10 protein-coding genes are annotated in these 12,280 nt (G+C 62.4%); 4 read left to right on the top strand and 6 right to left on the bottom strand.

Features of this window, described 5'->3' with window-relative positions; translation table 11 throughout:
* Positions 1-45 precede the first annotated feature (45 nt).
* Complete coding sequence (locus AC1Q9F_RS01275; RefSeq protein WP_492619238.1) at positions 46-678, top strand: TetR/AcrR family transcriptional regulator; 633 nt, start codon at positions 46-48, stop codon at positions 676-678.
* Here AC1Q9F_RS01275 and mug read toward each other — a convergent pair.
* Positions 651-1,160 (bottom strand): G/U mismatch-specific DNA glycosylase, encoded by a 510-nt coding sequence (mug, locus tag AC1Q9F_RS01270; protein WP_492619239.1) that lies wholly within the window; start codon positions 1,158-1,160, stop codon positions 651-653. The two genes, AC1Q9F_RS01275 and mug, sit on opposite strands and share 28 nt — an antisense overlap.
* Positions 1,161-1,317: 157 nt before the next feature.
* Between mug and AC1Q9F_RS01265 the strand changes: the two genes are divergently transcribed.
* Positions 1,318-2,076, top strand: a complete 759-nt coding sequence (locus AC1Q9F_RS01265) for a sulfite exporter TauE/SafE family protein (protein ID WP_492619240.1) — start codon at positions 1,318-1,320, stop codon at positions 2,074-2,076.
* Between the two features lie 23 nt (positions 2,077-2,099).
* On the opposite strand, the gene AC1Q9F_RS01260 is transcribed toward AC1Q9F_RS01265, so the two are convergent.
* Positions 2,100-2,999 carry a pirin family protein gene (locus tag AC1Q9F_RS01260; RefSeq protein WP_492619241.1) on the bottom strand — a complete coding sequence of 300 codons (900 nt, stop codon included), beginning with the start codon at positions 2,997-2,999 and terminating at the stop codon, positions 2,100-2,102.
* An 87-nt stretch (positions 3,000-3,086) separates the two neighbouring features.
* Entirely contained in the window at positions 3,087-3,524 is a 438-nt protein-coding gene (locus AC1Q9F_RS01255; RefSeq protein WP_492619242.1) for a DoxX family protein, read from the bottom strand.
* A gap of 173 nt (positions 3,525-3,697) precedes the next feature.
* On the opposite strand from AC1Q9F_RS01255, the gene AC1Q9F_RS01250 reads away from it, so the two are divergent.
* Positions 3,698-4,612, top strand: coding sequence for a LysR family transcriptional regulator (locus AC1Q9F_RS01250; protein WP_492619243.1), 915 nt, complete (start codon positions 3,698-3,700; stop codon positions 4,610-4,612).
* A 63-nt stretch (positions 4,613-4,675) separates the two neighbouring features.
* Positions 4,676-5,584, top strand: coding sequence for an alpha/beta fold hydrolase (locus AC1Q9F_RS01245; protein ID WP_492619244.1), 909 nt, complete (start codon positions 4,676-4,678; stop codon positions 5,582-5,584).
* Positions 5,585-5,586: 2 nt separating this feature from the next.
* On the opposite strand, the gene AC1Q9F_RS01240 is transcribed toward AC1Q9F_RS01245, so the two are convergent.
* From AC1Q9F_RS01240 to AC1Q9F_RS01230, 3 genes are all read right to left on the bottom strand, one after another.
* The gene (locus AC1Q9F_RS01240) at positions 5,587-5,844 is read right to left on the bottom strand and encodes an Arc family DNA-binding protein (protein WP_492619245.1); all 258 of its coding nucleotides are present in this window, start codon (positions 5,842-5,844) and stop codon (positions 5,587-5,589) included.
* 39 nt (positions 5,845-5,883) lie between these two features.
* Positions 5,884-6,780 carry a hypothetical protein gene (locus AC1Q9F_RS01235; RefSeq protein WP_492619246.1) on the bottom strand — a complete coding sequence of 299 codons (897 nt, stop codon included), beginning with the start codon at positions 6,778-6,780 and terminating at the stop codon, positions 5,884-5,886.
* A gap of 65 nt (positions 6,781-6,845) precedes the next feature.
* Entirely contained in the window at positions 6,846-12,275 is a 5,430-nt protein-coding gene (locus AC1Q9F_RS01230; protein ID WP_492634778.1) for a YadA-like family protein, read from the bottom strand.
* Positions 12,276-12,280 lie beyond the last annotated feature (5 nt).

Below are 12,280 nucleotides of genomic sequence, written 5' to 3'. Positions count from 1 at the left end.
GGCCCTGTTCGCTATTCGCATTCCGCCCCGACGCCCGAGCCGCCCATGACTGATCGCCAGACCGCCCGTATTTCCTCACGCAAACAGCCGCAGCAGGCACGCTCCGCCGAGTTGGTGGCGGCGATTCTGCAGGCGGCTATTCAGGTTTTGGCCAAGGAAGGCGCGGCGCGTTTCACCACGGCGCGGGTTGCGGAGAAGGCTGGCGTGAGTGTCGGCTCGCTGTATCAGTACTTCCCGAACAAGGCGGCGATTCTGTTTCGTTTGCAGAGTGATGAGTGGTTGCAGACCACCGGGATGCTGCAGCGGATTCTGGAAGATCATGACGAGCCGCCGCTGGAGCGCCTGCGCACGCTGGTGCATGCGTTCATTCGTTCGGAGTGCGAGGAGGCACAGATGCGTGGCGCATTGAGTGATGCGGCACCGCTTTATCGCGATGCGCCGGAGGCCCATGAAGTGCGGGCGGCGGGCAAGCGGATCTTTGCAACGTTCATGGTGGAGTTGCTGCCTGAGGCCAGCGAGGCCGTTCGCACGCAGGCCTGCGATCTGATCCTGGCCACGCTCAGTTCGGTGGGGAAGGATTTCTCACTCAGCCCGCGCACCGATGCGGAAATCACGGATCGCGCCGAGGGGATGGCCGACATGTTCGGCGCTTATGTGGTGGCGCTCGACGCCCGCTGAAGTTGCTGATACGCCGTCACCAACTGCGCTTGATTGAACGCCAGGTTGCGACCGCTGGGGTTAGGAAGGATCCAGACTTCAGCGCCGCCGAACGTATCCTCTTGCAGCCCCCACTCAATCGACTTCCTGCCGGATAACCCGGCATACGCCGCCTTGCCGAGAAACGCCACGAAGCGCGGTGCGTAACGGGCGATCTTGCGCTCGAAGCTGACGGCGGCGGCGGTGAATTCCTCCGCCGACAGTTGATCCGCACTCGCCGTCGGCCGCTCGACCACGGCAGTCAGGCCGCAGTGGAATTGCAGGATCGAGCGGTCGTCTTCCGGACGCACTTCGTGGGGCGTGAAACCGGCCAGGTGCAGCGTGCGCCAGAAGCGGTTGCTGCGTCCAGCGAAGTGATGGCCCTGCTCTGCCGCCAATAAACCCGGATTGATTCCGCAGAACACCACGGACAGGCCTTCGGTCAGGATGTCTTCAAGCCCCATGTGCGCCTCTTTTCCCATACCACGCCTATCCCAAGACCCACATTAGATCCAATTGGCAACTGGTCCATGGAACAACCTCAAAACTGTAACTGTTCATCGTGCAGACCGTGAGCGAAATTAAGGCCACTCCCCGCCCGAAATGAAGTGAGCACACGCCGTGGACCTGACCGTCACCACCCTCCTCGTCACCTTCGCCGGTGTGTTCCTGATCTGTTTCATGAAGGGCGCATTTGGTGGCGGCTTTGCGATTGTCGGAATTCCGCTGCTGTCGCTGGTGATGGACCCGATCACGGCTGGCGGGCTGCTCGCGCCGTTGTTCGTTGCCATGGATCTGTTCAGCCTGCGCTACTGGAAGCCTTCCACCTGGTCAAAACCGGACCTGAAGTTGTTGGTGCCGGGATTGATTGTCGGCATCGGCGCTGGCTACCTGCTTTTTCGGGTGCTGGACCACCGCGCCATCGCCATCGTCATGGCCGCGGTCACGCTGTTGTTCGTCGGTCTGTGGTTCAAGGCAGGCGGAGAAGTTCATGTGAAACCGCGTTCGTCGCCCAAAGCGGTGGCCGCCGGTATTACCTCGGGCATCACGACGATGGTTGCACACTCCGGTGGGCCGCCGCTGGCGATCTATCTGCTGCCGCTGGGTTTGAGCAAACAGATGTATGCCGGGACGACCAGCATGTTTTTCACGGTGGGCAATCTGCTTAAAGCCGTACCGTGGCTTCTGTTGGCCAAACCCACCGGCAATGTGCTGACGCTGATGCTCGTCAGCTTGCTCGCCGTACCCAGCGGCGTCTGGCTGGGTTGGCGGTTGCACGCCCGACTGGATCAACGCCAGATGTACCGCGCGTGCTACGGCTTGCTGGTGGTCACGGCGTTAAAGCTGTTGTGGGACGGAGTCGAGGGGTACATGGCCTGAACGCAGCTCAGGCCTGATCCGGGTTATTTGAATACCGGCACGGCAACCGACTCATCCGACTGCTGGAGATACTCACGCAACCGCCCACCGATCTCCGCAATCTTCGCCTCGCCCTCTCGCAGGGCTTGCGGATTGGTGTGTACGGAGTAATTCCCCAGCGCCAGTTCATAGGGATGTGGCTGCGCCGAGCCGATCACGAACACGGTGTCTTCGCGCAGAGCCTTCAGCGTCACGGCGCCGTTGCCGGGTTCGAAGACCGCCATTTCACCGGCGCTGACTAGATCCGGCGCCGCGAGCAATCCACGGCTGACGCTCAGCCATAACGACTCGTGGCCTTCGGGCGGCGTGTAAGTCCAGGTCTCGCCAAGGCCCAGTGTGACCAACAGATAATTCATTCCCGCCGGCGCCCGAACCGGGCTCTGGACACCCTGGTGCAGGCCGAGAATCACCCGCGCCGGCCCCACTTCGGGCATCGCGCCGGACTCCAGGTACTGGCTGTCGACACTGGCGTTTTCCAGCGCTGGCGGCAGCGCCACCCACAGTTGAAAGCCCTGGATCCGCTGCGAAGTACCGACCGACATTTCCTTGCCGTGCCAGACCCCGCCACCCGCGCGCATCCACTCGACGCCGCCATAGTCGATCATGCCCTTGCCGGAATCGGCATCCTCGAAACGCAAGTTGCCTTCGGTAATCAGCGTGACGGTGGCGATCCCGGAGTGCGGGTGCATGGGCATGCGGTTGATGAACGAGGCTTCACCTTCAAACAGATCGAGGAACACGAACGGCTTGATCAACTGGCCCAGATCCGAAGGGCTCATCAACCGGACAATCGAGCCATGCCCGTTGCCGCTGGTGCGGTAGCGGATGGCGCGAAGGGTATCGGGTTCGCGGGTGTAGCCAGAGAGTTGTTGCTGGACGGTCATGATGATTACTCGATTCTGTTGCGGGGTGCGGTCAACAAAAAGGCTGAAGCGCGGTGAAGGAACCTGTCCTCTCACCGCGCCCGGATATCAACCGCGGCGAGCGTCGAGGCTGAAGCGGCCCGCGCCGAAGGCCACGACCTGCAACAGGCCACCGGACATGGCGACGTTCTTGAAGAAGTGGATGAACTGGTTCTGATCGGCCAATGCACTGTGGAAGGCCAGCGCAGTGAACACGCTGAACAACGCCAGGACGGCAGCGACGGTGCGGGTACGGAATCCGGCGATCAGTGCCAGGCCACCACCGATTTCGACAATGATCGCCACGGCCAGCGCCACGTGTGGAAGCGGCAGCCCTACCGAGCCGATGTAGCCGATCATCATGGCGGGCGCGGCCAGTTTGGAAAAACCGGAGAGGATGAAAATCACGCTGAGCAATACACGGCCGATCAGTGCGGCCGAAGCCTGTTTCACGTCGGAACGGCTCTGGTGAGCGGCGGAAGTAGTGAGGTTTGCAGAAGACGTCATCAGGGCATTTCCTTCAATGAGGGTGCGATTCGACCTGAACCGCCCGGGTGAAGAAATGTTGCGCCTGGCCTGCTCATCTGAATAGCCGACTAATTTAGATCATTAGTGTCGACAAAATAGATAAGCTGTTCACCTCAGACGAAGGACTTCAATCGAATTTCGAGGAACCCGGCATGATCTCCGACCCAGGCACACCGACACTCGACCAACTGCGCGTTTTCCTCACCGTCGTGGAAGTCGGCAGTTTTGCAGGGGCCGCCCGCAAGCTTCACCGGGCCACTTCGGTGATCAGCTATTCGATCGCCAACCTTGAAATGCAGCTGGGCGTGACGCTTTTTGATCGCCAGACCACCCGCAAACCACAACTCACTGAAGCCGGACGCACCGTGCTGGCCGAAGCCCGGACCATCGCCAACGGCGTGCACGGCCTGCGCGCCAAGGTCAAAGGCCTGCTTCAGGGGCTCGAAGCCGAGGTTCATGTGGTACTCGACGTGATGCTTCCCGCCGAACGGATCGTGGACGCGCTCAAAGCCTTTCAGGAGGAATTCCCCACGGTCGCCCTGCACTTGCACATGGAGGCCCTCGGCGCCGTGACCGAGCGGGTGATCAACCGCAACGCGGTCATTGGCGTGAGCGGCCCGATGAATGAAAGTATCGACGGTATTGAAAGAGTCGGTGCCGGCAACGTCGAGTTGATCCCCGTCGCCGCGCCGAATCATCCGCTGGCCCTGGCCGAGCAGAATGCGCCGGGGGCCGGACGCGAATTCACACAACTGGTGTTGTCCGATCGCTCGGAATTGACCAAGGGCAAGGAGTTCGCGGTACTCAGCAACCGCACCTGGCGGCTGGCGGATCTGGGCGCCAAGCACATGCTGCTGCGTGAAGGCATTGGCTGGGGCAACATGCCGACGCCGATGATCCAGGAAGATCTGGACAGCGGCCGGCTCGTGCCACTGAACCTGCCGGAGTACACCAGCGGCAAATACCCCTTCAGCATCATCTACCGCTCGGACCTGCCACCGGGCCCCGCGGCACGCTGGTTGATCGAGCGTTTCGTTCAACAAGCTGCGGCGCCGGAACTCGGATGAAAACGCACGTCGGGACAGGACAAAGCCGTCTACGCTCCAGCCACCCCCTCTGGAGTGAACGCCATGATCCGCGCCCTGCTCACCACTTCCCTGCTGCTGGCCCTGAGTGTTCCGGCCCATGCCGACGTGACGCCCTTCCCCGCCTCGTTCCGCACTCAGGACATCGCCGTGGACGGCGCGAAAATCCACACGCGCATCGGCGGCAAAGGCCCGGCGGTGGTGCTGTTGCATGGCTTTGGCGACACCGGGGATATGTGGGCGCCTCTGGCGGCAAATCTGGCGAAGGATCACACCGTGGTGGTGCCGGATTTGCGAGGCATGGGCCTGTCGTCGATCCCGCCCGATGGCTACGACAAGAAGACCCAGGCCGGTGACATTCGCACGGTGCTGGCTACGCTGGGCATCGAGCATTCGGTGGTGATCGGTCATGACATCGGCACCATGGTCGCTTTCGCCTACGCCTCGCGGTATCCGCAGCAGACCGATCGCCTGGTGGTGATGGACGCGCCCGTTCCGGGGATCCCGCCGTGGAACGAAATCGTCCGCTCGCCGATGCTCTGGCATTTCGATTTCGGCGGGCCGGATGCAGAACGGCTGGTGGCCGGGCGTGAGCGCATTTACCTCGACCGCTTCTGGAACGAGTTCGCCGGCGACCCGAAAAAAGTCGACGAAGCCACCCGCCAGCACTACGCCAAACTCTACGCCCGGCCCGGCGCCATGCACGCGGCGTTCGCCCAGTTCCGCGCGATCCGCCAGGACGCGGTGGACAACGAGGCGTCGATGAAAACCAAACTGAAAATGCCGGTGCTGGCGGTTGGCGGCGAGAAGTCCTTCGGCAACAACGAAGCCATCGTGATGCGCAATGCCGCCGACAACGTCACCGAAGTGGTGATTGCCGGCGCGGGGCATTGGCTGATGGAGGAAGCGCCGGTGGAAACCACCAAAGCGATTAGCGGGTTTATCGCGCCGTGACGCTACGGCGCACCTGTGTCCGCCGAATCTGATCCGCAGGAGGCCTTTTCCTGCGGATCCTGTACACCAAAAAACTCGCGAATCAACGCCTGTCTTTTTTCATCATCGAGATCCCGGCTATGCAGCCCTGCCAATGAGCGCTCCATGCGCGCGACGATTTCGGCATTCAGGCTGCGCCGGTTCTTCTTCGCAAGGCGTTTCAACGTTTGACGCAAGCCGTCAGGTAACCGAAGAACAAATCTGTCGACGCGCTCAGCCACCACCCACCTCCTTAGACAAATTCAAGGTCGACCGCGTCGTCATTGAATTGAAGTGGTCAGTGGCGTCGCAGACGCTTTCAGCAGGCGTTTGACGTCCGCCGAAAAGCACTCCACCTGCAGCGGGTATTCCTGCCCCATCAACCGCCCCTTGCCGTACCAGACAATACCACCCTGACTCAGGACCAGACCGTTGCGTCCGAACTCGAAAACACTGCCGACGGAGCTGCTGAAAGCGAAGCGGCTGTCGTCCATTTGCAGCAGCTTGTACTGCGTGTTGGCCGGCGGCAGTTGCTCTTTGATGTGCTGCAGATAGGTCGGGGCCAGTCGGGTAAACAACTGCGTGGCCTGTTCGCGAAATTGCGGGATCGTCAGCCCCGGATTGCGCTGCAACTCGACGGCGATCAAGGCGAAAATATCAGCGTTGGCCCGGGCCACGGCCAGCTTTACCGACAGCGCCGAGGTCAGCAGCGTGTTGTCCATCTGCAGGGTAGATTTTTCGGGTTGTCCATTGGTGGCCGGTACGGTTACGGGACGCATGAATTCGGTGACGTTAACCGTCGACAGCACGGTCGTCGCCAGATACGCCGCACAGGCCGAGGCCTGACCGGCCTTGTCGCCATTGACCAACAACGAGAACGGACTGCCTTGCTTGGGCAATGCCAGCGCGTCGATCCCCTGCTGCTTGAGAACGGCGTTGACCTGATCCTGCTTCACCTCGCCTCGTGCCAATGCGCACAGCTGCGCCATCATCAAGGCCTTGCGCGGCTCGTCGAACCTGGGCGAGAGCTGAAAAACCGCATCCTGAATCACCGGCAACGCCGGAACGCGCAGCCAGACGCGTGGGGAATCTGTCAGCTTGTTGGCCACAAACTTGTCGTAACCGGCCAGCGCCACCAGCAGGATCAGGATGGCGACGAAAATGGATTTCATGTTCATAGACTTTTACCTGAAAGAGTTGCCTGAAAAATTCGATTGAGACCTGCACCAGCGCCGTCAGCGAGTCACCACTGATAACCCACACCTACCGCCACCCCGACATTGCGCTGGGTGTCGGTGCTGCCCTGCAACTTGGTCACCCACCGGCCGTTGGCGGACATGTGCGACACGCCGAAGGCCAGTGACGATTGACCGCGATAGGTGCCTGCCGCGACGGTTGTCATGCTGGAACCCGGCGAGTACGACTGCGGCAGGCTGGCCATGGCCATCGCGCCAGCGATCCCCGCGCTGAGAATTTCGTCCTGTTCCTTGAGATCATTTTTCAGCTCGCTGTAACGCTGGTCGGTGTAGGTATTGGCGCCGCTGGTGATGTCCGCAACGCTTTTGTTCAACTGATCCACGTTCACCGCATCCGTGCCGCGAGTGCCTGCCGCGACGTTGGTGATCTGCCGCTCGTTGCCGGCGCTGCCCACCGACACACTGTTGTCGCGATCGGCCACCGCGTTGGCGCCCAGCGCCGTGGCATTCTTGGCCGATGCCTTGGCCCCGTTGCCCAGCGCCACCGAGTTTTCCCCGGAGGCCTGCGACCGGGTGCCGACCGCCGCGCTGTTTTTGCCCGACGCCACCGCCCCCGTGCCGCCCGCGATAGCGTCGGCACCCGTGGCTTTCGGCTTGGCTGCGGCGCCGCTGTTGTTGACCTGGAACATGCCGTCGGTGCCGTTCTTGATGTTGGCGACATCACCCTCGACGGTGGTGATGCGAGCGCCCTGTTGACCGGCATTGGCACCCAGATTGGCAATCGAGTCGTCCGTGTATTGCTTGGATTCGGCGACCGCGCCGTCGAGCTGGCGCACGTTGACTGCGTCATTGGCGTTCTTGCCGTCGGCCACGTTGCTGACCGTCCGGGTTTCACCCGTCGTGGCGTTGCCCACCGATACCGTGCCCGACGTTACGTTGTTCGCCCCCGAATATTTGCCGCTGTAGGTTTCTGCACCGCGCCCGTCGTCGCTGGAGCCGCTGCCTACCGCAACGCTGCCATCGGCTGTCGCCGTGGCGCCATTGCCCACCGCCACCGAGCCGGTGCCTGACGCCAGGGCCTGGGAACCCAGGGCCATCGCGTCCGTGCCGGTGGCGACGGAGTCGGCCTTGGTCGAGTTGACGTGCAGGTACTTGATGCCGCCGCCCGAGCCGATCAGGGTTTCGAGCCCGCCGACGCGGCCGTTCAGGTTGGTGATGTCCGTGGTGTTCTGATCGACCTGATCGCCGACCATTTTCAGTTGCGCCACGTTGACCGCGTCGTTGTCCTGGGTGCCGGCCGCCAGCCCGGTGAGCTTGCGACTACCCAGTGCGGTTCCGATGCCGATCTCGCCGACGGACGTCTGCGGTGCGGCCAGTCGATAGGCGCTGTAACCCGTTTCGGCACCGACCGTGGTCAGCGAACTCGAACCCAGTGCCACGCTCATGGCATGGCTGGCATTGGCCCCGGCGCCCAGCGCAACCGACTGCTCCGCCGCTGCCTGAGCCGCGCTGCCCACCGCGATGCCGGACGCCAGCAGCACCTGAGTATTGCGACCGATGGCGATGCCACCGGCGGCGGCCTGACCGACGCTGGCCTGATTGCCGATCCCGATGCCGTTGTCACCGTTGACCACCGTGGCCGGGCCAACCGCGATCGACTCCGCACCGCTGGCGAGCGAGTCCACCGGGTTGGTCGAGTTGGCGTGGAAGTACAGCGTGCCGGTCGAGCTCAGCGAGCCCATCGCACCGGTCAATTGACGCAGGGTAACGGCGTCGTGAGCATCGGTGGCGTCCGCCACATTGGTGATCTGCCGATAGCTACCGGCCTTGCCCACCGAAACCGAGCCGAGCAAGGTCGCGTCCGAGGTGTCATAGATGACCGTCCCGCCACCGGCTGGAATGGTGCCGGTGGTGGGCGCCAGGACACGATCGGCAACCGAGCCTTCGCCCAGTGCGATGCCGCCCGCTACCTGAGCCTGGCTCAAACGACCCAGCGCCAGGCTGCCATCTGCCGTCGCATTGGCGCCCGAACCGGCCGAGAACGAGTTGGCGCCAGCGGCAATGGACTGGGGACCTACGGCAATGCTGTCCAGACCTGTGGCTTGGGAATCGGCCAGGGTGGAGTTGCTGTGGAAGTACTTGATGCCGGTGCCGTTGTTGACGAGGTTGTCGACAGTTTGGTTGGTGGCGAACAGTTGCGAGCCGTTGACCGCATCGGTGCTGGTGGCGCTAAGGGTTCCAGCTGCGACATTGGTCAGCTTCACCGAAGTGCCCGCCGGATTGAAGGTCACCTGGGTTTTGGTCGTGGCATCGTCGTATTTCACGGCCACCGCAGCGGTGTTGGTCAGGCTGGTGTTCAGGTTGGTCAATGCGGCGCCGACGTTGTTGCTGACCAACGGGCCGGTGTTGGCGCCGGTCGCGCTGATGCTGTTGGTGGAATAGCTTGGCGCCGTCCATACGCCGGTGGCGGGATCAAGTTGCGCGCCGCCGCCCAAGGCTGTCGCGGTGTCCTGCCCAGCCTTGTTCAGTTGGCTGACGTTGACTGCATCAGTTGCGCTGGAGCCGGCAGTGAGGCCTGTGATGCGGCGGCCATCTGCGCCGTTGGCGATGTTTACTTCGCTGGTTGCAACACCACCGACGCCATACGCCGCGTTGGCCAAAGTCGTGCCGGTGGCGGATGAGCCATTGCCCAGCGCAACACTGTTGGCGAACCCGGCCGAGGCGCCATTGCCCAGCGCAACGCTGTTGACGCCTGCGGACACGGCAGCCGGCCCCATTGCCACGCTGTCCTGACCGGTTGCACTGCTGTCGGCGAGGGTCGAGTTGCTATGGAAGTACTTGATGCCAGCGCCATTGTTGACGAGGCCGTCGACGGTCTGGTTGGTCGCGAACAGTTGCGAGCCGTTGACGGCGTCGGTGCTGGTGGCGTTCAAGGTTCCGGCCGCGACATTGGTCAACTTGACCGAAGTGCCCGCCGGATTGAAGGTCACTTGGGTTTTGGTCGCGACATCGTCGTATTTCACGGCCACGGCAGCGGTGTTGGTCAGGCTGGTGTTGAGGTTGGTCAGTGCGGCGCCGACGTTGTTGCTGAGCAACGGGCCGGTGTTGGCACCGGTCACGCTGATGCTGTCGGTTGAATAGCTGGGGGCTGTCCAGACACCGGTTGCCGTATTGAGTGCCGCGCCGCCGCCCAGCGCGGTCGCGGTGTCCTGCCCAGCTTTGTTCAGTTGGCTGACGTTGACTGCATCAGTTGCGCTGGAGCCGGCAGCGAGGCCTGTGATGCGGCGGCCATCTGCGCCGTTGGCGATGTTTACTTCGCTGGTTGCGGCACCACCAACGCCATAAGCTGCGTTCGCCAAAGTCGCACCCGTGGCGGATGAGCCGGAGCCCACAGCAATGCTGTTGTTGAAGCTGGCCGAGGCGCCATTGCCCAGAGCAACGCTATTGGCACCGCCCGAAACAGCAGCTGGACCCATCGCGACGCTGTCCTGACCGGTTGCGCTGCTGTCGGCGAGAGTCGAGTTGCTATGGAAATATTTGATGCCGGTGCCGTTGTTGACGATGTTGTCGACGGCCTGATTGGTCGAGAACAACTGCGAGCCGTTAACAGCGTCGGTGCTGGTAGCGTTCAAGGTTCCAGCCGCGACGTTGGCCAATTTCACAGCGGTGCCCGCAGGGTTGAAGGTCACCTGATTTTTGGTCGTGGCATCGTCGTATTTCACGGCCACCGCAGCGGTGTTGGTCAGGCTGGTGTTGAGGTTGGTCAGTGCGGCGCCGACGTTGTTGCTGAGCAACGGGCCGGTGTTGGCACCGGTTGCGCTGATGCTGTTGGTGGAATAGCTTGGCGCCGTCCATGCACCAGTTGTCGCATTGAGTGCCGCACCGCCACCCAGAGCGGTCGCGGTGTCCTGGCCTGCCTTGTTCAACTGGCTGACGTTCACAGCGTCTGTCGCCAAACTGCCAGCCGCCAAACCAGTGATGCGCCGGCCATTGGCGCCGTTGGCGATGTTCACTTCACCACCCGTCGCAGCACTGCCGACGCCGTAAGCCGCATTGGCCAAAGTCGTGCCAGTGGCGGACGAGTTGGCGCCCAGCGCCACACCATTGGCAACGGTCGCACTCGCGAGCGGGCCGATGGCAACACTGTCCTGGCCGCTCGCGCTGCTGTCGGCGAGAACCGAATTGCTGTGGAAGTACTTGATGCCGGTACCGTTGTTGACGATGTTGTCGACGGCCTGATTGGTCGAGAACAACTGCGAGCCGTTAACAGCGTCGGTGCTGGTAGTGTTCAAGGTTCCAGCCGCGACGTTGGCCAATTTCACAGCGGTGCCCGCCGGGTTGAAGGTCACCTGATTTTTGGTCGTGGCATCGTCGTATTTCACCGCCACCGCAGCGGTGTTGGTCAGGCTGGTGTTGAGATTGGTCAGTGCAGCGCCGACGTTGTTGCTGACCAACGGGCCGGTGTTGGCACCGGTCGCGCTGATGCTGTTGGTGGAATAGCTCGGGGCTGTCCACACACCGGTGGTTGCATCCACGGCAGCGCCGCCACCCAGAGCGACCGCCGTGTCCTGACCTGCTTTATTCAACTGGCTGACGTTGACTGCATCAGTTGCGTTGGAACCGGCGGCAAGACCGGTGATGCGACGGCCGTTGGCGCCGTTGGCGATATTCACTTCGCCTCCGGTCGCAGCACCGCCGACGCCGTAAGCCGCATTGGCCAAAGTCGTGCCAGTGGCGGACGAGTTGGAGCCCAACGCCACACCATTGGCAACGGTCGCGCTCGCAAGCGGGCCGATGGCTACGCTGTCCTGGCCGCTCGCGGTGCTGTCGGCGAGAACCGAATTGCTGTGGAAATACTTGATGCCGGTGCCGTTGTTGACAATGTTGTCGACGGCCTGATTGGTCGAGAACAACTGCGAGCCGTTCACCGCGTCGGTACTGGTAGCGTTCAAGGTTCCAGCCGCGACGTTGGTCAATTTCACAGCGGTGCCCGCAGGGTTGAAGGTCACCTGATTTTTGGTCGTGGCATCGTCGTATTTCACGGCCACCGCAGCGGTGTTGGTCAGACCGGTATTGAGGTTGGTGAGTGCAGTGCCGACGTTGTTGCTGACCAACGGGCCGGTGTTGGCGCCGGTCGCGCTGATGCTGTTGGTGGAATAGTTCGGGGCCGTCCAAACACCGGTTGTCGCATTGACAGTCGCGCCACCGCCCAATGCCGTCGCCGTGTTCTGGCTGTTCGCGAACAACTGCGAACCAGTCACGGCATCGGTGCTGGCAGCGTTCAACGCACCGACAGCGACATTGGTCAACTTCACCGCTGTGCCTGCCGGGTTGAGAGTCACTTGGGTTTTCGTCGCGGCATCGTCGTATTTCACGGCCACCGCAGCGGTGTTGGTCAGGCCGGTATTGAGGTTGGTGAGTGCAGTGCCGACGTTGTTGCTGACCAACGGGCCGGTGTTGGCGCCGGTCGCGCTGATGCTGT

Source organism: Pseudomonas sp. GW823-FHT04A03 (assembly GCF_058796615.1).
This window is presented reverse-complemented; position numbering and strand designations above follow the sequence as displayed.